Origin of the sequence: Bacillus sp. EE-W1 (assembly GCF_009760835.1) — a bacterium.
Lineage (GTDB): Bacteria > Bacillota > Bacilli > Bacillales > Bacillaceae_G > Bacillus_A > Bacillus_A wiedmannii.
Window position 1 is genome coordinate 1 of record NZ_WIPE01000113.1, and the last position, 21,538, is coordinate 21,538.

Sequence of the window (21,538 nt, forward strand, 5' to 3'; positions counted from 1 at the left end):
AGCGAATAGGAAAATAATAATCGCTAAGAAGCTACTTGCCCATGGGCCAATTTGTGAACTTAATGCATTTTGTGTTAATTCAATACCTTCTAAATTTGTTGCCTTATATGCACCAGAACATAGTACGATAAATGCTGTTGATGTACATACTAAAAATGTATCTACTAATACTCCAATTGTTTGAATAAATCCTTGTTTCGCCGGATGCGTTACATCAGCTGTTGCTGCCGCGTTCGGCGCACTACCCATACCTGCCTCGTTCGCAAATAATCCGCGCTGAATACCATACTTCATTGCAGCACCGATACCGCCACCTACAGCTGAATCTAAACCAAATGCTCCTTTAAAAATTTCTGTAAACATATCCGGTATTAAATAATAATTTTTAATAACAACGAAAATTGCTACTGCAATATAAATAAGTGCCATTGGCGGAACGATCATTTCAGACATACGCGCGATACTTTTCACGCCACCAAAAATAATAACCGCAACTAATACTGCTAATACAATCCCAACAACGTAACGCTCAATACCAAAAGCGTTTTTAAATGCTAATGTAACTGTATTTGCTTGTACGGAGTTGAAAATTAATCCATAACTAATTGTAATAAGGATAGAGAACCAAATTCCCATCCAACGTTTATTTAAACCTTTTTCCATATAATAAGCAGGACCACCACGGAAGCCACTGCCATCTTTTATTTTATAAATTTGTGCAAGCGTACTTTCCACGAAACTTGAAGACGCTCCGACAATCGCAATAACCCACATCCAAAATACCGCTCCAGGTCCTCCCATAGAAATAGCTAACGCTACACCGGCTAAGTTCCCGATTCCAATACGAGCTGCTGAACTCATACAGAACGCTTGGAAAGAAGATACACTACCTTTTTTACGCGTCTTTCCAGTTAATCCATCACTCATTAATCGAACCATTTCCCCTAAATGAGTAATTTGTACGAATTTCAATTTAATAGAAAAATAAAGACCTAAACCAATTAACATTGCAATAAGAATATATGACCAAAGAATTGTATTCGTTGATGAAACAAATTGCTCTAAAATATTCATACAATTAACCCCTCCTTTTCTCCATAAAACGAATTATATTTAAAAAACATTTAAAAATCAACATTTTTCGACAATTTGCAATTTCCAAATATTAGCCAGACACGAAGTAACAATATCTTTATGACTCTCCTCCCTTTAACTGTACATACTAAAACAAAAAGTAAATATACAAACTACCCCATTGACAAAAACACCAACCTGTAACTATAATGATTACATCAGGTTGTAACAAACCTTATTACAACAAATTCATTTACTTTCAGATATACACTTTAACAAAACAATTTGGAGGGATTTATTATGAAGATCGGAATCATCGGAGCAACTGGTAAAGCAGGAAGTCGTATTTTAAAAGAAGCATTAGATCGCGGACATGAAGTAACTGCAATCGTAAGAAACGCTGCAAAAATTACAGAAGAAAATATAAAAGTTTTAGAGAAAGATGTATTCGCTCTTACATCTAATGACCTACAAGCATTTGATATAGTTGTAAATGCATTCGGCGCTCCAGCAGGAGAAGAACATCTTCACGTAGATGCAGGAAACGTACTAATTGAAGCTATGAAAGGTGCACCTAACACAAAATTACTTGTAGTTGGCGGCGCTGGAAGCTTGTTTGTAGACGAAGAGAAAACAACGCGTGTATTTGATACGCCAGGTTTCCCAAATGAATACCTTGCAACAGCTCAAAACCAAGGTAAAAACTTAGAAATCTTGCAACAAACAAACGATATAACTTGGACATTCATCAGCCCTTCTGCACTATTTGCATTAGGAAAACGCACAGGCTCTTATACAGCTGGCAAAGACAACCTTCTTGTTAACGCAAAAGGTGATAGCTACGTAAGTTACGAAGACTTCGCAGTTGCAGCACTTGATGAAATCGAAAATCCAAAACACGTAAACGAACGCTTCACAGTAGTTTCTGAAGCTGAGTAATAAAAAAAGCTCGTAAAACATAATGTTTTACGAGCTTTTTTTATTATTGCACTTGTTCTAAGCCATTTGGAGTAATCTTGAAGGAAATTTCTTTAAACTTTTTCTTATCTCCTTTTCCAACTAACTCACTATTTTTGTACCAAATTAAACGACCTGACTCGGCATGATACACTTTCACTACATCTCCATATTCAAAATCCACTCCATTTAGTTCAGCAAATCTTTTTCCAGTTTCTTGCCCTTCTGCTGATACACGTTTCTTTTCAATTCCATTTCGATCATATACTGTCAAACCCATATATGCTTCTTTTTCAAAACGGTAATGTATTTTATTACTAGTAAAGTTTACATTTAATTCTTTTTCATTGTGACGAAGCGTCACTGTTGACATTACATCATTTGAAATTCCTTGAAAAATGATACTGTCACCATAAATACCATTAACTTGAACAGGAATTTAATTTTTATTTCCCTTCTCATCCTCAATTTCTACTAACACTTCCTGTTTTCCAGCGTCTAATTTAGACCATATAATCTTACCTGTTACTTTTACATTCTCACCTAAATTTTGAACAAGTTTACCCGCTTTTTCTTCATCAAAATTCGTACCAACTACAAGGTTTTGTACCTCATTAGCAGGTTCACCATACGGAACTTTATACGGTTCAACTTGCTTCTCGCGAATATCATTACTATCTGTAGCTTTCCATATTTCTTTTTCTAATTTAGGTAAATTTAATTTTTCTATTTTTTCTCTAGTCTCATCACTTGGAGTTAATCCCCATTCTTTAAAGAATGGAACTAAATTTTGTCCTGCCACTTTTGATGTCATATAAACAAACATTTGCTTTTTCTCTTCATCAGAAGTAGGCATTTCCTCTTCAGATAACAAGCGATACGCTTGATGCAATGTAGGATAAAAATCTTCCCCATAAACGATATTTAATTGCCAAAACATCGTAAGCGGATCAATTTCATCAATTACTCTTTCGGCAATAGGTCTTTCTAAATACTCAAATGATTTTTCATAATGTTCTTCCATGTCTAGTTTATTCCCTAATGCTTTTTGTACTGCTAAAGAATAAATGTTGACTGTTACTTCCCCAACAGCATCCCAGTCCCACGGCCTTTGTTGATGTAAATGTCCAACTTCATGCCATGGTCCCCAACCATCCTTTTCAAGTACTTCTAAATCCAATACTCTATTCATTACTTTTGGGATATATGCTGTACGATAATCTGTTGCAAACATATAATCATCTTCATCCGGATTCCGTTTTTCAACAAACTGAACGTAATGATTTGGAGATTTTGCGACTCCAATACCGTCCTCAGATAATCCTGCTACTGCATTTTCCAAACGAATAATCTTATCATGTAATTTCATTAACTTTATTGGATCTGTATCGTTCATATGATCTTGAACAGCATTATAACTCGCAGTAATTAAACTTCTCTCACCTTTTAATTCAACTGCATAAGGATCCTTATATTTCTTCAACATTTCATCAAAATCTTTTTTCGTATGCTTACCTAAAATAAACAAAGGAAAATGGCTACCACCATTCGTAACAGAAGCCGTTACCTCACCTTCGTCGTTCATATTGTAAAAATATAAAATACCACCATTTGGTGATGAAATAACATTTTTACCAGGTTTTAAATCAAACTTTTCAGGGTCCTTTTCATCATATGATCTCGTTCCCATAAAAGCTTGAATAGACTGCGTTCCTTTTATTTCAATTGTAATCTTTTCGTTTGGCGCTGCATAAATTCCAGTCGGTTCGTTAACCGAAAGGTGAACACTTACTTTTAAGCGTTTCGTTTCCTTTTCTATATCACCTTTTCCAGGTACATGAAACGTCCTTTGCTCAAACTTATTCTCTTTAACCTCTTCTAATTTTCCACCTTTATTTTCTTCCAAAGGTGCTGCATATCCTTTCGATGCTTCGAAAGCTACTGGCGATAATAATGTAGATATACATATCCCAGCCACTAATACCCTACTACTCTTTTTCTTCGACATAATCTGTGTCCCCTGTTCTTTTTGTAATGCAAACCATCATAGATATATTCATTTACTGCAAAATCAATTTATCTTTATACAACCATTTTAAATACACAACAAAACTTCGCGCCCCAATATCGCTTACCTTTATTCCCTATATGTATTCGCTTTCTTATATAGAAAAAAATTTTAAGTCTAAAATTCCTCCTCATCTTTCTCTATGTTTTATGATGAGTTCTCCTTTTTTTACATCACGGGATAATGATAAGAAATACATTTAATATGTATTGTTGTCTATACATGAAAAATGTGTATAAAAATATTGTTTTTTACAATTAATTCATAGGCATCCATCTATGGACAGTTTTTCCAAAGTGAATTGTACACGATATTTTTCTCCTTAGATAGACATTTCAATTAGATTAATATTAAAATTTTATGAATTAATCCAAAAATCGTAATGTTCAAATTTTAAATTCCAATGCTATTTTAAAATAAAAAACCGCCTGAAAGATACTAATCTTCCGGACAGGTTTTTATTAATCCAGCATACGTTTCATTATAAATCCTTTTCCATGTAACCATTCATCTTCAATTTCACCAGTTAAATGGAAGCCTATTGATTCATATAACTTTTGTGCAAGTTTATTTTCTGGATGTATGCTTAAATACATAACTTTGCAATTATATTCTGTGTTAAAATGGTCCATCAACAAACGTAATAATGGTTTTGCATACCCTTTTCCTTGGCATGCACTGTCGATGACAAATTGATTTAAATATACAGCCTTTTCTTCTTCCTCAAACCAGCCATACATTGCATATCCAATAGGTGTATCACCATCATATAGCCCTACTGAAATTGCATCTTCTTTATATTTTGTTTCAGTATCAACTAAACAATTTTCAACTGTACTTTCAATAAATTTATGCTGTTCCTCTGTTACTTTTAACTTAGCAATTTCATGCCGATTTTCTGTCGTTATTTCACAAATACGAAGTTTCATTTTTTATCTCTCTCTCTAATTTCTTGTTTTCATTATACCGTACTGATCAAAATATTCATGTTGGTGATGCAAGAAATCCGAAGCATGCAAACAAGAACATATATTTTTCTCCATAATTTTCTTTCACTTAAATTTAGTCCTTCAAACAATATCCCCACTCGATTTTCTAATATAATAATTTGATATATATACACATTGAGTCCGAACGGTAAAAGAAAACTAAGTCCTCCCCACCACCAAGACTTTTCATACTTATACAAAAGGGTCGCTATGTAGATTTGTGAAGTGAAAAGAAATAGAGCAATCGCTATAAGTACTAGCGGTAACATTAAAATATCTTTATCGATTATAATCCACTCCTTTTTCTATCTACGAATAACCACCAAACGATACATTGTAAAAGCGTCAACCATATAATGAAAAGTATCGAAGATCCATTCAGTGCATATGCAAACTGCTTTACTAAAGATAATGGCTCTGTAAATAAATGAACTGCAAAAAAGCATTGGCTGTGTGCCAATGCTTTTTCATTATCTCTTTTGATTCGGTTTATGTGGTTCATTTGGAGTATGTGGTTTATTATTATCATGACCATTTGTTGTTTTCCAACTTACCGATAACTCCGGACTTGTTTTTTCTTCACTACGCTCAAGTAATACAACTGCATTTTGAATAGTCGGTGTCCCTTTATGTGCAATCCCTTGTAACTTTGTTAAATTTCCTAATACTTTAAAGCTAAACCCACCAGCTGGTGTTTGTTTCGGAATTAAGATGCGGAACTTTTCTCCTACATTAAATTCCGTTTTTGCTTCGCCCTTTTCATTTACAAATTTCGCGCCTTCTGGTGCACCTGTTGCTTGCACTTTATATGTTCCGCTTTTCGCATTTGTTTCTACTGTATATAAACCTGTTTCAAAGAAATCATTTTTCAACACTGCTTGTTGTTCTTCTGACGGTATTACGCTCATCGTAATTTCTTGTAATTCTTCACTAGCACTTGCTTTTGCAACGATATCTTTCGTTACCTTTTCTACATTTTTATTACGGAAATCTAAATCATTAATATCAATTTGTTTTAACGCATTCCATACTGCAAGCTGCGTTGCATAATGTGCCTCTCTCCAATCAGAAACACCTAATTCTTGTGGACTCTTTTGCGGATACCCATTTAACAGTACACGGTATACATTAATATCCACTTTGCCCATTTCCGGTAAATCTTGACCGCTTGGAGATTTCAAATCTACATTTAAGCAAAAGGCAATTTTTCCATCTGCTGTTTTAATAAGCTCTGTTCGAATTGGTTTCTTCTTTGACCTACTATAACTCCAATCCATTTCATACTTTGTATGATCCATAACTTCCGCGAATGCTTTTTGAAGTGGAAATAATAAGTTCGCAAATACAAATAAAACACTCAAAAAAGCGGCCATTAGCTTGAACGATCTTTTTATATTCATGTTTACAACCCCTTATGAAATAACAAATTTTCTTCTGCTTATTATTTAGTTAGAAACTTTTTTTATGCATAAGCAAAACAAAAAAGAGTGCAAACTGTTTGCACCCCTTCTCTCCACTATAAGTTTAGAAATCAAAGTTATCAGGATCTGGACCAACGCGATGATTTTCATTTAACGCATCAATTTTCTCCATATCTTCTTTCGTTAATTCAAAATTAAATATATGAGCATTTGCAATAATGCGGTGTTCTTTCGTTGATTTCGGAATTGTTACAACTTCATTTTGAAGATCCCAACGTAAAATGATTTGAGCTGTCGTTTTATCATACTTATCAGCAATTTCTTGTAATGTTTCGTTATCTAATAATTGACCTTGCATAAGTGGTGACCATGCTTCCATTTGAATACCTTGCTCTTTACAGAACGCTTGTAATTCTTTTTGTGTTAAACGAGGGTGATATTCCACTTGGTTAATCATTGGTTTCATTTCTGCACCTGCTAATACGTCTTTCAGATGATGAATTTGGAAGTTACTTACGCCAATTGCACGCACACGTTCTTCTTTATACAGTGTTTCTAACGCTCTCCACGTATCTTTGTATTTCCCTTCTACAGGCCAATGGACAAGATATAAGTCTAAATAATCTAGCTCTAATTTTTTTAAGCTCTCTTCATATGCAGCAAGTGTCGTTTCATATCCTTGATCCGAATTCCACACTTTTGAAGTAATAAATAAATCTTCTCGAGTAATCCCGGCTTCTTTTATACCAGCGCGAATTCCTTCTCCAACTGCTTTTTCATTTCCATAAATCGCAGCTGTATCAATACTGCGGTATCCTGCTTTAATCGCCGATTTTACTGCTTCTACAAGTTCTGGTCCATCTTCTACTTTAAATACACCTAAACCGAACCAAGGCATTTCTACACCGTTATGCAATGTTGTTGTACTTTGTAAATTTTTCATTATATTTTCTCTCCCTTATTTCACTTAATCCCTTTTTTCTAATGTCATACTCCACGCTGTTAAAATAACAGCCCCTGCTACCATGATGCCGCCTACCCAGGCCGTATGAATTAACCCTAACGAGTTCGTTACAATACCGCCCAAGTAAGCACCAAGAGCAATTCCTGCGTTAAATGCTGCAATGTTAATCGCTGATGCCACATCAACAGCACTTGGAACAAATCTCTCAGCCAAGATAACGACATACACTTGTAGCCCTGGAACATTCATAAACGCAAATAGTCCCATAAAAATAATTGTGATGAGTCCAGCGACTTTAAATGGCGCTGTAAATGTTAAAACAAATAATACAATTGCTTGAATAAAGAACATGTAAAATAATGCTCGAATCGGATTATGATTTGATAATTTCCCGCCAACCATATTCCCAATCGCAATTGCAATTCCGTACACTAACAAAATAATTGTAACGGTACTTGATTTAAATCCTGTTACTTCTTGTAATAGCGGAGATAAATACGTAAACGTTACGAATGTTCCCCCGTATCCTAATGCAGTAATAATAAATACAAGTAATAGCCTTCCATTCGTAATCAGTTTGAATTGATCGCGAAATGATACAGACGTACCTTTTTTTAAGTTAGAAGGAATTAGCATACTATTGGCGATTAAGGCAACGATTCCAATTGCCACAATTACCATAAACGATGTTCTCCAGCCAAATTGTTGACCGATAAATGTTCCAATCGGTACGCCTGTAATGGTCGCAACAGTTAAACCAGTAAACATAAATGCAATTGCACTCGCACGTTTATTCTCTGGTACAAGCGCAGCCGCAATTGTGGATCCTATCGACATAAAAACGCCGTGTGCAAACGCAGATACAACCCTTGCGATAAGCAACACAGTAAAACTTGTTGCCACTGCCGCAATTCCATTACCAATAATGAAAATAATCATAATCCACATTAATAACGCCTTTCGCGACATACTAGCTGTTAATGACGTTAATACTGGGGCACCAAACGCTACTCCTAATGCATATAAAGAAACGGTTAAACCCGCTGTTGTAACAGAAACATGTAAATCCTCTGAAATAGATGGTAATAAACCGACACTAATAAATTCGGTTGTACCAATTCCAAACGCACTAATTGCTAGTGCTAATAAAGCAAACATGCTTCTCCGATTCGTCTGTACTACCGAAGAAGATACTGTATATGAATTCAATTGAACTCCTCCTTAATACGAGAAATCCAATCATAATAGTATGAAAAAAGGCCTTTTTTCTTCTACAAAAATAATGTTACTGCTGATATATGCTATTATGAATGGCTTCACTCTTTTTTTGAAGAACGCACTTTAAAGTACGATAGGTACCAAAAAGTAACATAGGCACTTTTTAGTACCGTACTACTCATTTCCCTCTTACGTATGCTATTATGGAACATATTCAACATGATAAAAAGTACGTACTTTAAAGTGCTATAGGTACTTTTTAGTAACATTTAAATTATTTGGCTTCTTTTGTTGGAGAATTGAAATCTATATTCATCAAAGGAGATTTTTTTATATGAAGAAATATAATATTCCCGTTGAAGCGACTTTAGAGGTTATCGGCGGAAAATGGAAAGTCGTTATTCTTTGCCACTTAACGAAAGGTACAAAGAGAACGAGTGAATTAAAACGTCTCATGCCTGGTATTACACAAAAGATGTTAACACAGCAATTACGCGAATTAGAAGAAGACGGAGTTATTCAAAGAAAGGTATACAATCAAGTACCACCGAAAGTAGAATATTCTCTTACAGACTACGGTTGGTCTTTAGAATCCATTCTTGATTCCCTTTGTACTTGGGGCGAATGCCACCTTGAAAAAAGCGGTAACACATCGATGCTAATTACAGAAGGTGAACAATAAAAAAAGGGAAAAATGAACATAAATTTGTCCATTTTTTCCTTTTTTTATTTATATATACGTACCTTTCTAACCTTAACAAAATAATTTATGCGCTTTCACGCCTTGTCAGTACTACATTATACGCTTAATATCAAATAATTAGGAATCATTTTTATGTTAACATAGGTGTATATAGTATATAATATAGGATATATATTATATACACTTTCCGATAAAGGAACTTTCCATTATGCGGACAAGCCATGTATCGGACAGTTCATAAATAATAGGTAGGACATTATGGTTTTGGATTTATGATTTCAGCTTACTTGCTGGCATAAATTTAAAGGCATTTTATTGTGCTTTGTGAAACTTTGTATAAAGTTTCGCAAACGTTTACTATCTTACCTATCAAAAATAAGAGTATTGCTATCGTAAAGGAGAATTGGAGATGCCAGAAACTATGACTCAAACAAAGCCAGAACAAGAAACTGTACAAATTTCTGCTAGCCAAGGACAACTTGATGTACTTGATCAGTTGTTAAAACCTGAGGTACAAGAATCATTAACTACACTAGTAGAACAGCTTCCAAAATTAACTGAGCTTGTTAATATTTTAACTAAGTCTTATGACTTCGCTCAAACTGTTGCTACTGATGAAGTATTAAAAAGCGACACTGTTAGTGCAATCACAGAGCTTGTAGAACCTGTAAAAGATACAGTGAAAGGCATGGCTGCGACTGCTATCGAAGCGAAAGATCGTGCTGACGAAAGCAACGAAGTTATCGGCCTGTTCGGTCTATTAAAATTACTAAAAGACCCACAAGCACAAAAAATGTTCCGCTTTGTGAACGCATATCTTCAAATTAGTGCAGAACGTAACAATAAATAAGTTAACTTATAACAACAATTAGTAAAGACGGGGGATATCATACTATGTCAAAACAAATTGTCATCTTAGGCGCTGGTTATGGCGGTCTTCTTGCCGCTTTAAACGTACGTAAATATTACAGCAAATCAGAAGCACAAGTTACAGTGATTAACCAATACCCAACACACCAAATCATCACTGAACTACACCGCCTTGCAGCTGGTAACGTTGCTGAGCAAGCAATTGCAATGCCACTTACAAAGCTTTTCAAAGGTAAAGACATCGATCTTAAAATCGCAACAGTTGAGTCATTCTCAGTTGATAGCAAAGAAATTAAACTAGCTGGTGGCACTACTTTATCTTACGACGCACTTGTAGTTGCTTTAGGAAGTAAAACTGCTTACTTCGGTATTCCAGGACTAGAAGAAAACAGCATGGTATTAAAATCTGCTGCTGATGCAAACAAAATCTACAAACACGTTGAAGACCGTATTCGTGAATACGCGAAAACGAAAAACGAAGCTGATGCTACAATCGTAATCGGTGGTGGCGGATTAACTGGCGTTGAGCTAGTTGGTGAGCTTGCTGACATTATGCCTAAACTTGCAAAAAGCCACGGCGTAAATCCAAAAGAAGTTAAACTTCTTCTTGTTGAAGCAGGTCCAAAAATCCTTCCAGTATTACCAGACCACTTAATCGAACGTGCAACTACTAGCCTAGAAGCACGCGGTGTTACATTCTTAACAGGTCTTCCTGTAACAAACGTTGCTGGCAATGAAATCGACTTAAAAGACGGTCAAAAACTTGTTGCTAACACATTCGTTTGGACAGGCGGCGTACAAGGTAACCCATTAATCGGTGAATCAGGTCTTGAAGTAAACCGTGGCCGTGCAACAGTTGATGCATACCTACAATCTACTTCTCACAAAGACGTATTCGTTGCTGGAGACAGCGCTGTTGTCTTCGCTCCAGACGGACGTCCATACCCACCAACTGCACAAATCGCTTGGCAAATGGGTGAGTTAATTGGATACAACTTATACGCAGCACTAGAAGGCAAAGCATTCGAAGAGTTCGCACCTGTAAACTCTGGAACACTTGCTAGTCTAGGACGTAAAGATGCTGTTGCTACAATTGGAGCAAGCAATACTCCACTTAAAGGCTTACCAGCATCATTAATGAAAGAAGCAAGTAACGTTCGTTACTTATCACACATTAAAGGTCTATTCAGCTTAGCTTACTAATCTGAATATAAGCCCGAATCATGCCCTGCATGGTTCGGGCTATTTTTGTCCGTAATTTTCTCTAACTTATTTATTCGGCAGAAGAATATTATAACCCTTTTAATTATCTAAATTTACTGATTATTTTATGTCTAAATTGTGTATATGAAAAGATGGAAGTATTCTTCCTACTCCCATCCTTTCACACAAATTATTCTCCTAACTTCACTAAGCTGTAGTTCTTCTTCCCTTTACGAATAATAATAAATCGTCCATCAAATGAATTTTCTACAGTAACATCTGTACCCACATCCGTTACTTTTTCGCCATTCATCGAAATAGCTCCATTATTAATATCTTCACGTGCTTGTCGTCTAGATGGCTCAATTCCTAAATCGACTAGCCATTCTACGATATTTTTCGTCTCCTTTGAAGACTGGAATGTTGGCATCTCTTTAAAGCCCTGCTCAATTTCATCAGCTGTTAATGATTTAATATCTCCGCTAAATAACGCTGCTGTAATTTTCACAGCTTGCAGGAAGGCCTCTTCTCCATGAACGAATTTCGTCATTTCTTCCGCTAATACTTTTTGCGCTTCACGTCTATGAGGCTCTGTTTCTACCTTCGTTGCCAATTCATCAATGCGCTCTTTCGTTAAGAACGTAAAGTATTTCAAGTATTTCACTACATCACGGTCATCTGTATTCACCCAAAACTGGTAAAATTCAAATGGTGTTGTTTTTTCAGGATCAAGCCAAACTGCACCACCTGCTGATTTACCGAACTTCGTACCATCTGATTTCAGTAATAACGGAATCGTTAATCCGAATACTTTCGCTTCGTGCCCTTCTAACTTACGAATTAAATCTAAACCACTCGTAATATTTCCCCATTGGTCACTACCACCAATTTGCAGTTGAACATCTTCTTTCGTGTATAAATGATGGAAGTCCATCGCTTGCAAAATTTGGTACGTAAATTCTGTAAAAGAAATTCCTGTATCTAAACGACTTGCTACAATATCCTTCGCTAACATGCTATTAATGCTAAAGTTCTTCCCGTAATCACGTAAAAACTCAATAATGTTTATTTCATGTGTCCAGTCGTAGTTATTTACCATCTTCACTTCGCTATTTCCGCCAAAATCAAATAGCTTTTTCATTTGCGCTGTTAACGCATCCACATTATGCTGAACTACTTCTAACGTTTGAAGTTGACGTTCTGATTGACGTCCGCTCGGATCACCAATCGTTCCTGTTGCCCCACCAATTAAAATAACTGGATGATGGCCAGCTAACTGAAATCTCTTCATCATCATAAACGGAATTAAATGTCCAATATGCATACTATCACCAGTCGGATCAACTCCGCAGTATAGTGAAATCTTTTTCTCGTCTACTAGCTTACGTAAACCTTCTTCATCAGTCTGTTGATTCACAGCGCCGCGCCATTCTAATTCATCAATAATATTCATCTTTTGTCATCCCCTTTATTTTTTAAAACAAAAAGTCCCTATGTCTATGACATAGGGACGATTATTCACCGTGTTACCACCCAGTTTGTATAAATAGCATAGCTACTCATACCACTCTTAGCAATAATATCGATTGCCAATCCGCTTAGCATTACCTAAGATACTCCAGAGTGTAATTCGCAAGTTTGTTTGTGCTAGGTTCCAGCAACCCCTAGCTCTCTCGTTAACAGTGACAAACTGCTACTGGGCTCTTTCAACGTATGTTATTTGTTAAATTATTAGCCATTATATTGAATTGAAAACAACTTGTCAACAATACCCAAATATTATTTTAAAATAATTCATACTTTTATACGCTTTTAATTCAAAGATTATTATAGATCTTCTCCAATAATCCTTACTTCTCGCTCTAACTTCACGCCAAATTTCTCTTCAACAGTCTTTTGTACAAAGTGAATTAAATCGATGTAATCTTGTGCTGTTCCGTTATCAACATTCACCATAAATCCAGCGTGTTTTAAAGAAACTTCCACTCCGCCAATTCGCTTACCTTGTAGTCCTGATTCTTGAATCAATTTACCAGCAAAGTTATTTGGTGGACGCTTAAATACACTACCACATGAAGGATATTCTAGAGGTTGTTTTGACTCACGTTTAAACGTTAAATCATCCATTTTTTCTTTAATTTCTTCACGCACACCTTCTTGAAGCTCAAATCTCGCTTCAAGAATAATGTAATGGTTGTTTGCAAATACACTCTTACGATATCCAAATTCAAATGCTTCTTTCGTTAAAGTACGTAACTCTCCATCACCTGTCATTACGACAGCTTCTGTTAATACAAACGATACTTCACCGCCGTATGCGCCAGCATTCATATATAAAGCTCCGCCAACTGAACCTGGAATACCACAAGCAAACTCAAGACCCGTTAAATTATGATCTAATGCAATACGTGATACATCAATAATTGCTGCACCACACTGTGCTACAATCGTCGTTCCTGTTACAGTCACATCTGTAATGTGAATTAAACTTACGGTAATCCCACGAATTCCACCATCTTTAATAATGACATTCGATCCATTTCCTAAAAACGTAACTGGAATATTATATTCGTTAGCATATTTGATAACTTCTTGAATTTCATCATAATTTGTCGGCGCAACGAACACATCTGCTTTTCCACCAACTTTAATATGCGTATGATTCTTTAACATTTCATCTTGTTTCACATGACCTTCAGGCAATACCGTACTTAAATATTTATAAACCTCTTGCATATTCATTTTACGATTCCTCTATTTCTATATTCTTTTTATCCCGTTATACGGGCCCATAATATCCCCACATACATGAACGAACCTAAAGTGGTGGATACAGTGTACCCAAAATCAATTCGAGACACCTATAAACCTCTTAATTTATAAGAGGTGCCACTCATATTAAAATATATATTGCATAATAAAGCAACCCAAATGGGCTACTAAACTTGACATGTCATCAGAAAGACAACAATTTGTAAAATATATTACTTTTTCAAAACACTATCCTTCAGTATCTTACTATACCATACGAAAATAAAGTGGTATTTTTTTGTAATCTTTTTTTATTTTCATCAATAAAAAAAGATGCTTTTACCTATGTAAAAGCATCTTTTTTATTACTTATTATAATTTACTTTTCGTTCTCTTCTTTTTCCTTATCAAACCATAATAGCTCATCGTCATCAACTTCACCATTATAATTGATTAGAATCTCTTCTCCCGCTTTTATATCTTTGTAAGCAAAGAAGTTAAACGTGTGATTCTCAAAGACAATATCATACGTTGCATTCGGATTATATGCATGATTAAATAACATGCCGTATCCTAAAAGGAATGCTGTATGATTTACCCCATACTCAAATGCGTAGTCAGCAAGTAACGTTTTCTCAATGTGTTCATGCTGTTCATTCGGATAAGAGATAACTGGTGCTGAGTGAATCAACTCACCCTTTTTAATATCACGAGTTGCAAATACCCCTCTATTAAATTCTCCATCACTAAGTTCAGAAGTCTTAACTTCGATCATATGCGTCACCTATATAATTCTTTCTTTGAAGTATTTTATTCCGCTATTTGCGGGGTTCAACTAATAATCAGTAGCGTATTGCCCCACTAATTAAAGTCTCAGTTTATCTCCTTAAGCTTGGCAGAAAACGCGCAGAAAAGCAATTAAATTACTATCAAGTATTCATTTAAATGAAAAAAGAGCACACATAGTGTGCCCTTTTTAAGAGATATTACTTTTCTAAAATATTTTCTAGCAACTTCACTTGCTCGCTAACAGTATGCAACGTCTTCACCGATATATCATTTCGATGTTTTTCTTCTTCCACACTTGCCAACACTTCTTCCGTAGCCGCAGAAGTTTGCTGAATTACATTAGAAGCATGTGTAACATCCTTTACGATATTTGTCGTTTTAACCTGCAAGTTTTCTTGATGACCAACAATCTCTCTCATTACATCATTAATTGCATCAATAAACTTTCCTAAATCCGTTACATTTGTTAAAACACTTGCTAGCATTTCATTACATTCTTCTTGTACTTTTTCTGATTTTTCTACCTGTACTTCCACTTTACTTGCCTGATTACTAAACTCCTTCAAAATACCTTGAATTCTCCCCGCAGAGCGATTTGATTCTTCGGCAAGCTTTAATACTTCATTCGCTACAATAGCAAATCCTTTTCCATGCTCGCCTGCTCTTGCCGCTTCAATATTTGCATTTAAAGCTAGCAAACTCGTCTGACTTGAGATATTCGTTATTACATCTACAATTTCGTTGATTTGCTTCGACTGCATCATTAAATCTCTAAATATAATTCCTGATTGTGAAACAACATCATTTAAACTTCTCATATTCGCTTCAAAATTTCGTAAAGTATGTACACTACCCTTTGAAATCTCTAAACTTTCATCAACACGAGTCGATGCATTTCTTACTTGCGAAATGATTTGTTCAATATTCCCTTCCATATCGTTCAATACTTCTACTGAACGTGCCATCATCTCTGATTGTGATTGAGTGCCAACTGCCACCTCTTCAAAAGCAAAATTAATTTCACTCATCGACTCCATCGATGTATTCATATTTTCTCTTAAGTGATTGAAATTATTATCTAGTTTCCCAACCGTTTCCTCAATCAGTCTTTGCGTTTCTTCTAGCTCCTGAGCTTTCCTCATTACTTCTTGCTTCTCATCACTTAAACGAGCTAACAAATTAGAGCCAATCTTCGTTACGCCCCACATTGCAATCGTTACGATCGCTAACAAGCTTGCGAAGTTTGCAGCTTCAGATGCCGCTGTATAAGCAAAAAATTGCTCCGGCCAATAACTACAAAGAATAAATGTGATAATAACCGCCACTCCGCCGAGAATGATAACGAGACGTTCACTTAAATAAATAAGTGAAACTGCTAATGTAAAGTAGACCATTTGAAATACAGCCGGACTTTCATTAAAAGCTTGTACCATAATGAAAGACATAATAAGCAACATAAATGTCATGATATATTTATACATCGCTTCCATGCTTTCTATAAAAGTAAACAGCGTTCCAAATACAACAACTGAAATACCACAAACCCAAAACGCTATTGCTCTCTCTGTAAAAATATATCCGTAATACCCAATCGCGATTATTCCAAGAAAGAAACTACAAATCGTAATGAACAGCAATAAATGATTTTTCTGTGATTCTTTCTCCAGGTTAGAAAAACAAGTTCTCTTTAACCACTCCATATATGAAGCCCCACCTTCTACTTATACATATCGATTACTTCAGCTTAAATACCGCACTTACTGGGTTATGATCGCTATTTTCAAACTTTAAATCTTTCCCTTGTACATTTACAATTTCCACATTCGGTGAAACGATAAAACCATCAATAATCGTGACAAAGTTTTCACCTTCCACATACTTCTTCACATCATCTCTCACAGTCATAACAGACGGATCTACAGCCCACTTAAAGCCACCATCAGTAAAGTCCTTTGGTAACTCCACTAACCACTCAGGACGCTCTTTCACAAACTTCGGATCACTTAACTGAGCGTTCGAAAGTAATTGATTCCAATCTCCGCCCATTATTACGTAATCACCATTTTCATAATGCTTGTTCATATATTCTTTTAAAAACTCTACTTGCTGTTTTCTAATTTTCCCGCCTTCATCATACGCAGACAAATGTAAATTTACGAGTCTCACAAACTTCCCATTATTAACAGGTATTTTATGCTCAACAATCGCTCGATCTAAATCAAACAAACGCTTTGGCCAAGGCTCCATTCCAGGAAGCTGGAACCTCTGCGCTGTTTGAACTGTATATTTAGAAAACGTACTTAATCCAGCCTCCGCATATCCCATTGGACTTGTAATTGGTACAGGGACCCATTTTGTGTCATAGTTCTTTCCGAACGACGAAGCATAATCAGGTAATCCTTTTTTCAAAAATTCATGCCCATTTACATCAAAAGATCGCATTGATTTTATATCAACTTCTTGTAATAACGTAAAATCACTATTCTCATTTTGTAAAAACGAAAGCATTTTCTTTAAATTCGTTTCCGTTTGCTCTTTACTACTTGAACCAGAACCTTTTCCACCATCCATAAAGAAGTCTTGATCCTTATCTAATCCAGCATATCCAATATTAAATGTTGTAACTTTAAATTCATTTCCAAGCGCTAACACGCGTTCCTTATTATTTTCCACCTTCAAACTTATAACATTAGCTGGCTGTTCTTTTGTAAGTGTCATATACGCTAAAAAACCACCTACAACTCCCACCCCTACTAAAATACATATAAGTACTATTTTTAATAATTTTTTCAAACGAACGACTCCTTTTCTAAAACTACCAATTTTACTTTTCTTTATTTTCAGTTAACTGAAGCGAATGACAGACATACGAAACATTTTATCATATCAAAAACCTTATATCACTATATTTAGTTTATAAGTATAAACTCTCTATCCTAAACCATCACATACATACAAAACAGCTCCACTTCTTCACTGGAAATTCTACGCAATTTTTAGTACACTATATGTAATAATCATAGGCGATGGAGTTCGCCATAACTGCTGCTTAGCTAATGACTCCTACCAGTATAACTACTGGTAGGAGTCTATTTTTTTGAGCAAGCTATTTAAAGAGGTGAAGAAATTGATTTATATTATCGTTGGCATAGCCGGTATATTAGGAGCCCTTTCTCGCTATTATTTAGGTCTTACTATTCATACTTCATGGAATCATTCATTTCCGCTAGCTACATTGCTCATCAACTTACTCGGCTGCTTCTTATTAGCGTGGCTGACTACGTATATCGCTCGGAGAAACATCTTGTCTTCAGAAATTATCACAGGCATTGGGACTGGATTCATCGGTTCCTTTACGACGTTTTCAACATTCAGTGTAGAAACTGTTCAATTAATCCATCATTCTGAATGGACTACGGCTTTCTTATATGTATCATGCAGCATACTCGGTGGCCTCATTATGTCTGCTCTTGGCTATACACTAGGTGATTTCTTAATTAAGAAACATCTTACGGAAGGTGATCACTTATGATAGAAGCTTTATTAGTGGCAACAGGTGGATTTTTCGGTGCTATTACACGATTTGCAATTAGTAATTGGTTTAAAAAAAGAAATAAAACTTCCTTTCCAATTGCTACATTTCTCATTAATATAACAGGCGCGTTTTTACTCGGATATATAATTGGCAACGGGGTCACTACAGGTTGGCAATTATTATTAGGTACTGGATTTATGGGTGCCTTTACGACGTTTTCAACATTTAAACTAGAGTCCATTCAGCTCTTCAATCGTAAAAACTTTGGCATACTATTTCTATATTTAAGTGCTACTTATATTATTGGTATCCTTTTTGCATTCCTTGGAATGAAACTAGGCGGAATATAAAAAAAGAAAGCGACTCTTATCAGTCGCTTTCTTTCATAAGAAGTATGTCCCGCCATATGGAATGGAGAATAAACCCGCTGGATGCACATCGTAATGTACAATTTGCATCGGAGGCTGTGAGTACGACATATACTGCCCTTGCATCATTTGTGCAAAATATGCTTGCTGCTGCATTTGAATCGCTTGATTCACAGCATGAATTGTCCCCTGTGCTCCTGCCAAAGTAATAGCCGATCCAACTTGCCTTTCAGGATAACAATAATGATTCACCATGATTCAGCTCACTTTTTATTTTTCTTCCCTATCGTATGTTTCTATTTCATGACAAGTGTTTTATTACGCTGTCTTTTTTCGAAGCACCGAGAAAAGAGCCACACACAAAATTGCAACAATTCCAGTGAAAGTAAATAAATATGCTAACGGAATTAAGTAAAATGGCTCCACTAAAGTTCCATCTCGTTTTACTTTCGAACCAATTACATTAAACATAATGATACATAACACTCCTAAAAATATTGGACTAGAAGCTAATAAATATTTTTTCATCATATATTCTCCTTTGATTTCACAATTAATTTATCTGCATTCCTTTTTACTATTATCACTACCATCATAATAAGCCCACTAACATTCTCAGTCAATAACTATTTATTGTTTTACAATAAATAGTTATTGTTAAACACAACAAAAAGGCTATAGACAATCATTATCTATAGCCTTTTCACTCCATTATTTCGTTCTAAAATATTGCTTCTGAAACATACACATTCTTATCGCATTATGGTAGTTACCATCAACGAAAAATTCGTCGAGAAGTTCTCCTTCTACCATAAATCCAACTTTTTTATAAACATGTACTGCTTTTTCATTCTCTTTATCAACAACTAAATAGAGTTTATGCATATTTAATACAGAAAAAGCGTAATCCATCGCTAAACGCGTCGCTTCCGCTGCATAACCATGTCCTTGATAATTCGGATCAATAATAATCTGGAATTCTGTTCTTCGATGAATATAATCAATTTCCACTAACTCAACTAATCCAACCATCTCATTATCTTTCTCTAGGATAAAACGCCGTTCACTTTGATCATGTATATGTTTATCGTATAAATCCTGCAGCTCCACAAATGCCTCATATGGCTCTTCAAACCAATACGACATAATATGTGCATTATTATTCAGTTCGTGTACAAACTTTAAATCTTCTCGTTCTAAAGGACGTAACTTCAAATCCTGACTCATTGCTATAACCTCCAAGTAAAAGAAACTTCTTCACTTAATTTCTCAATTTTTTTCAATTTCAAACGCCCTAATTTCATTGTAAACTTTCAAGTAACTTGAATGTCAAGACGTAAAAAAGTAGTGCAAACTTACGTCTGCACTACTACTCTTTTCTCAAATCTCTCATATTTGATATGTATAAAGCAATGACTAAAACAAGAATGGATCCCGCATATAACAACGTCTCCATCGGTTCCTCATGAGATACGATAATTAAACGAATTAACGCCGTAATTCCGATATAAATAAAATAACGTAACGGGAAATGATAATTCGACTTAAAATACTTAATAATCAATGCGATGAACTCGAAGTATAAGAAGTAGACGATAATACTTTCAACCAATTTATACGATGTATACTCCTTTTCCGAAAAGATATACTGCACAAATGTAATTGTCTCATTCACTAAGAAAATCGATAACACAATGGATAATATAATTAAAGCTATATTTAATATCCATTGCAAAACACTAGCTATAAGATGATCGATATTAAACGACTTCATTTTATCTTTAAACTCCCCTTCGTGTAAGTACGTATTTATTATAGCAAAATTATACTAGCAAAAGTGTTAAATCAAATATGATCGTCCTCTTTCACTATCACTTCACCATCCTGATATTTACGCTTAATATAGCCGTTTCCCCAATCTTTACTTTGTATCTTTTAGCTTTTTCACAATGAAACTATATGCGTCAAAATCGTTTCATGACATTATTACCTGCACATACCTACACTTTATATAATAACGGTACAGTACAAACAACGTACTGTACAAATATATGTGGGGGGATTAACTATGAACGAAGCGTTACTATTAGTCGACATACAAAATGATTACTTTAAAGGCGGCAATATGGAATTGCATCAACCTGAAAAAGCCGCACAAAAAGCGCAAGAAGTCTTGAAAGTATTTCGTGAAAAATATAACACAGTTATTCACGTACAACATATTGCGAACAATGAAGGAGCTACTTTCTTCTTACCTGAAACAGTAGGTGTTCAAATTCATGATGATGTACAACCGATTGCTAACGAAAGAGTCATACAAAAACATCACCCTAACAGTTTTTTAAGAACCAATTTATTTGAAACATTAAAGAAGGAAAAAATAGATCAACTAGTCATTTGTGGTATGATGACTCACGTATGTATTGATGCAACAGTACGTGCTGCCAGTGATTTAGGATTTCAATGTGTTGTAATTGAAGATGCTTGTACAACAAAAGATTTAGAATTTCAAGGAAATCTAATCCCCGCAGTACACGCTCATCAGTCATTCATGAGCGCATTAGAGTTTGGTGATATTTATGCAAAAGTCATGTCAGCAAACAATTTTATAAACAAAAACAAATAAAG

Annotated in this window: 21 protein-coding genes, 1 pseudogene, 1 riboswitch and 1 other annotated feature; of the genes and pseudogenes, 7 read left to right on the plus strand and 15 right to left on the minus strand. The window is 35.2% G+C overall.

Annotated features, from left to right (window positions below; translation table 11 throughout):
- Nucleotides 1-1,074: alanine/glycine:cation symporter family protein (locus GFJ36_RS26010; RefSeq protein WP_157349787.1), on the minus strand; the 1,074-nt coding region annotated here is incomplete at its 3' end.
- 300 nt (nucleotides 1,075-1,374) lie between these two features.
- Between GFJ36_RS26010 and GFJ36_RS26015 the strand changes: the two genes are divergently transcribed.
- The gene (locus tag GFJ36_RS26015; protein ID WP_088064768.1) at nucleotides 1,375-2,013 is read left to right on the plus strand and encodes an NAD(P)-dependent oxidoreductase; all 639 of its coding nucleotides are present in this window, start codon (nucleotides 1,375-1,377) and stop codon (nucleotides 2,011-2,013) included.
- Nucleotides 2,014-2,068: 55 nt separating this feature from the next.
- Here the strand turns inward: GFJ36_RS26015 and GFJ36_RS26020 are convergent.
- The 5 genes and pseudogenes from GFJ36_RS26020 to GFJ36_RS26040 form a co-directional block, all read right to left on the minus strand.
- A pseudogene (locus GFJ36_RS26020) lies at nucleotides 2,069-4,039 on the minus strand (M60 family metallopeptidase); the annotation flags it as partial.
- 521 nt (nucleotides 4,040-4,560) lie between these two features.
- Nucleotides 4,561-5,028, minus strand: a complete 468-nt coding sequence (locus GFJ36_RS26025) for a GNAT family N-acetyltransferase (RefSeq protein ID WP_088064769.1) — start codon at nucleotides 5,026-5,028, stop codon at nucleotides 4,561-4,563.
- 530 nt (nucleotides 5,029-5,558) lie between these two features.
- Nucleotides 5,559-6,488, minus strand: a complete 930-nt coding sequence (locus GFJ36_RS26030; RefSeq protein ID WP_088064771.1) for a thioester domain-containing protein — start codon at nucleotides 6,486-6,488, stop codon at nucleotides 5,559-5,561.
- 124 nt (nucleotides 6,489-6,612) lie between these two features.
- Nucleotides 6,613-7,452 carry an aldo/keto reductase gene (locus GFJ36_RS26035; RefSeq protein WP_060488090.1) on the minus strand — a complete coding sequence of 280 codons (840 nt, stop codon included), beginning with the start codon at nucleotides 7,450-7,452 and terminating at the stop codon, nucleotides 6,613-6,615.
- A gap of 24 nt (nucleotides 7,453-7,476) precedes the next feature.
- Nucleotides 7,477-8,631: an MFS transporter gene (locus GFJ36_RS26040; RefSeq protein WP_176546149.1), complete on the minus strand. Its 1,155-nt coding sequence runs from the start codon at nucleotides 8,629-8,631 to the stop codon at nucleotides 7,477-7,479.
- A 394-nt stretch (nucleotides 8,632-9,025) separates the two neighbouring features.
- Here GFJ36_RS26040 and GFJ36_RS26045 point away from each other — a divergent pair, with 394 nt between their 5' ends.
- The 3 genes from GFJ36_RS26045 to GFJ36_RS26055 all read left to right on the plus strand — a co-directional run bounded on the left by GFJ36_RS26045 (nucleotide 9,026) and on the right by GFJ36_RS26055 (nucleotide 11,467).
- Nucleotides 9,026-9,373: a winged helix-turn-helix transcriptional regulator gene (locus GFJ36_RS26045; protein WP_000760478.1), complete on the plus strand. Its 348-nt coding sequence runs from the start codon at nucleotides 9,026-9,028 to the stop codon at nucleotides 9,371-9,373.
- A gap of 430 nt (nucleotides 9,374-9,803) precedes the next feature.
- The gene (locus tag GFJ36_RS26050) at nucleotides 9,804-10,244 is read left to right on the plus strand and encodes a DUF1641 domain-containing protein (protein WP_001115312.1); all 441 of its coding nucleotides are present in this window, start codon (nucleotides 9,804-9,806) and stop codon (nucleotides 10,242-10,244) included.
- A gap of 44 nt (nucleotides 10,245-10,288) precedes the next feature.
- Nucleotides 10,289-11,467: an NAD(P)/FAD-dependent oxidoreductase gene (locus tag GFJ36_RS26055; RefSeq protein WP_000043194.1), complete on the plus strand. Its 1,179-nt coding sequence runs from the start codon at nucleotides 10,289-10,291 to the stop codon at nucleotides 11,465-11,467.
- A gap of 190 nt (nucleotides 11,468-11,657) precedes the next feature.
- On the opposite strand, the gene tyrS is transcribed toward GFJ36_RS26055, so the two are convergent.
- The 5 genes from tyrS to GFJ36_RS26080 all read right to left on the minus strand — a co-directional run bounded on the left by tyrS (nucleotide 11,658) and on the right by GFJ36_RS26080 (nucleotide 17,800).
- Nucleotides 11,658-12,920 (minus strand): tyrosine--tRNA ligase, encoded by a 1,263-nt coding sequence (tyrS, locus tag GFJ36_RS26060; RefSeq protein ID WP_097889583.1) that lies wholly within the window; start codon nucleotides 12,918-12,920, stop codon nucleotides 11,658-11,660.
- A 50-nt stretch (nucleotides 12,921-12,970) separates the two neighbouring features.
- Nucleotides 12,971-13,186, minus strand: a binding site (T-box leader).
- Between the two features lie 108 nt (nucleotides 13,187-13,294).
- Complete coding sequence (murB, locus tag GFJ36_RS26065; protein ID WP_048542427.1) at nucleotides 13,295-14,209, minus strand: UDP-N-acetylmuramate dehydrogenase; 915 nt, start codon at nucleotides 14,207-14,209, stop codon at nucleotides 13,295-13,297.
- Between the two features lie 388 nt (nucleotides 14,210-14,597).
- Nucleotides 14,598-14,993: an SET domain-containing protein gene (locus tag GFJ36_RS26070; RefSeq protein ID WP_000573650.1), complete on the minus strand. Its 396-nt coding sequence runs from the start codon at nucleotides 14,991-14,993 to the stop codon at nucleotides 14,598-14,600.
- Between the two features lie 211 nt (nucleotides 14,994-15,204).
- Nucleotides 15,205-16,707, minus strand: coding sequence for a DUF4077 domain-containing protein (locus GFJ36_RS26075; RefSeq protein WP_088064774.1), 1,503 nt, complete (start codon nucleotides 16,705-16,707; stop codon nucleotides 15,205-15,207).
- A 34-nt stretch (nucleotides 16,708-16,741) separates the two neighbouring features.
- The gene (locus tag GFJ36_RS26080) at nucleotides 16,742-17,800 is read right to left on the minus strand and encodes an endonuclease/exonuclease/phosphatase family protein (RefSeq protein WP_088064775.1); all 1,059 of its coding nucleotides are present in this window, start codon (nucleotides 17,798-17,800) and stop codon (nucleotides 16,742-16,744) included.
- A gap of 220 nt (nucleotides 17,801-18,020) precedes the next feature.
- Nucleotides 18,021-18,080: riboswitch (Fluoride riboswitch) on the plus strand.
- Nucleotides 18,081-18,134: 54 nt separating this feature from the next.
- On the opposite strand from GFJ36_RS26080, the gene crcB (GFJ36_RS26085) reads away from it, so the two are divergent.
- Both crcB (GFJ36_RS26085) and crcB (GFJ36_RS26090) read left to right on the plus strand, forming a co-directional pair.
- Nucleotides 18,135-18,539, plus strand: a complete 405-nt coding sequence (crcB, locus tag GFJ36_RS26085) for a fluoride efflux transporter CrcB (protein ID WP_176546148.1) — start codon at nucleotides 18,135-18,137, stop codon at nucleotides 18,537-18,539.
- Nucleotides 18,536-18,892 carry a fluoride efflux transporter CrcB gene (crcB, locus tag GFJ36_RS26090; protein ID WP_088064776.1) on the plus strand — a complete coding sequence of 119 codons (357 nt, stop codon included), beginning with the start codon at nucleotides 18,536-18,538 and terminating at the stop codon, nucleotides 18,890-18,892. Before crcB (GFJ36_RS26085) ends, crcB (GFJ36_RS26090) begins: the two co-directional genes overlap by 4 nt.
- A gap of 33 nt (nucleotides 18,893-18,925) precedes the next feature.
- Here crcB (GFJ36_RS26090) and GFJ36_RS26095 read toward each other — a convergent pair whose 3' ends face one another.
- The 4 genes from GFJ36_RS26095 to psiE form a co-directional block, all read right to left on the minus strand.
- The gene (locus GFJ36_RS26095; protein ID WP_046955610.1) at nucleotides 18,926-19,165 is read right to left on the minus strand and encodes a DUF3947 family protein; all 240 of its coding nucleotides are present in this window, start codon (nucleotides 19,163-19,165) and stop codon (nucleotides 18,926-18,928) included.
- A 63-nt stretch (nucleotides 19,166-19,228) separates the two neighbouring features.
- Complete coding sequence (locus GFJ36_RS26100; protein WP_098230418.1) at nucleotides 19,229-19,441, minus strand: DUF3955 domain-containing protein; 213 nt, start codon at nucleotides 19,439-19,441, stop codon at nucleotides 19,229-19,231.
- A 180-nt stretch (nucleotides 19,442-19,621) separates the two neighbouring features.
- Nucleotides 19,622-20,137 carry a spermidine N1-acetyltransferase gene (gene speG / locus GFJ36_RS26105; RefSeq protein WP_088064778.1) on the minus strand — a complete coding sequence of 172 codons (516 nt, stop codon included), beginning with the start codon at nucleotides 20,135-20,137 and terminating at the stop codon, nucleotides 19,622-19,624.
- A 142-nt stretch (nucleotides 20,138-20,279) separates the two neighbouring features.
- Nucleotides 20,280-20,684, minus strand: a complete 405-nt coding sequence (psiE, locus tag GFJ36_RS26110) for a phosphate-starvation-inducible protein PsiE (RefSeq protein ID WP_000834706.1) — start codon at nucleotides 20,682-20,684, stop codon at nucleotides 20,280-20,282.
- 294 nt (nucleotides 20,685-20,978) lie between these two features.
- Between psiE and GFJ36_RS26115 the strand changes: the two genes are divergently transcribed.
- Nucleotides 20,979-21,536: a cysteine hydrolase family protein gene (locus GFJ36_RS26115; RefSeq protein WP_088064779.1), complete on the plus strand. Its 558-nt coding sequence runs from the start codon at nucleotides 20,979-20,981 to the stop codon at nucleotides 21,534-21,536.
- Nucleotides 21,537-21,538: the final 2 nt, after the last annotated feature.

What these genes read in the sequence shown, in the direction of transcription:
- GFJ36_RS26030 (WP_088064771.1), bottom strand. Translation starts at nt 6,488, where the DNA reads ATGAATATAAAAAGATCGTTCAAGCTAATGGCCGCTTTTTTGAGTGTT.
- psiE (WP_000834706.1), bottom strand. Translation starts at nt 20,684, where the DNA reads ATGAAGTCGTTTAATATCGATCATCTTATAGCTAGTGTTTTGCAATGG.
- GFJ36_RS26040 (WP_176546149.1), bottom strand. Translation starts at nt 8,631, where the DNA reads ATGTTTGCTTTATTAGCACTAGCAATTAGTGCGTTTGGAATTGGTACA.
- GFJ36_RS26055 (WP_000043194.1), top strand. Translation starts at nt 10,289, where the DNA reads ATGTCAAAACAAATTGTCATCTTAGGCGCTGGTTATGGCGGTCTTCTT.
- GFJ36_RS26035 (WP_060488090.1), bottom strand. Translation starts at nt 7,452, where the DNA reads ATGAAAAATTTACAAAGTACAACAACATTGCATAACGGTGTAGAAATG.
- speG (WP_088064778.1), bottom strand. Translation starts at nt 20,137, where the DNA reads ATGAGTCAGGATTTGAAGTTACGTCCTTTAGAACGAGAAGATTTAAAG.
- tyrS (WP_097889583.1), bottom strand. Translation starts at nt 12,920, where the DNA reads ATGAATATTATTGATGAATTAGAATGGCGCGGCGCTGTGAATCAACAG.
- GFJ36_RS26095 (WP_046955610.1), bottom strand. Translation starts at nt 19,165, where the DNA reads ATGGTGAATCATTATTGTTATCCTGAAAGGCAAGTTGGATCGGCTATT.
- GFJ36_RS26015 (WP_088064768.1), top strand. Translation starts at nt 1,375, where the DNA reads ATGAAGATCGGAATCATCGGAGCAACTGGTAAAGCAGGAAGTCGTATT.
- murB (WP_048542427.1), bottom strand. Translation starts at nt 14,209, where the DNA reads ATGAATATGCAAGAGGTTTATAAATATTTAAGTACGGTATTGCCTGAA.
- GFJ36_RS26115 (WP_088064779.1), top strand. Translation starts at nt 20,979, where the DNA reads ATGAACGAAGCGTTACTATTAGTCGACATACAAAATGATTACTTTAAA.
- GFJ36_RS26075 (WP_088064774.1), bottom strand. Translation starts at nt 16,707, where the DNA reads ATGGAGTGGTTAAAGAGAACTTGTTTTTCTAACCTGGAGAAAGAATCA.
- GFJ36_RS26025 (WP_088064769.1), bottom strand. Translation starts at nt 5,028, where the DNA reads ATGAAACTTCGTATTTGTGAAATAACGACAGAAAATCGGCATGAAATT.
- GFJ36_RS26050 (WP_001115312.1), top strand. Translation starts at nt 9,804, where the DNA reads ATGCCAGAAACTATGACTCAAACAAAGCCAGAACAAGAAACTGTACAA.
- crcB (WP_088064776.1), top strand. Translation starts at nt 18,536, where the DNA reads ATGATAGAAGCTTTATTAGTGGCAACAGGTGGATTTTTCGGTGCTATT.
- GFJ36_RS26045 (WP_000760478.1), top strand. Translation starts at nt 9,026, where the DNA reads ATGAAGAAATATAATATTCCCGTTGAAGCGACTTTAGAGGTTATCGGC.
- GFJ36_RS26100 (WP_098230418.1), bottom strand. Translation starts at nt 19,441, where the DNA reads ATGATGAAAAAATATTTATTAGCTTCTAGTCCAATATTTTTAGGAGTG.
- GFJ36_RS26070 (WP_000573650.1), bottom strand. Translation starts at nt 14,993, where the DNA reads ATGATCGAAGTTAAGACTTCTGAACTTAGTGATGGAGAATTTAATAGA.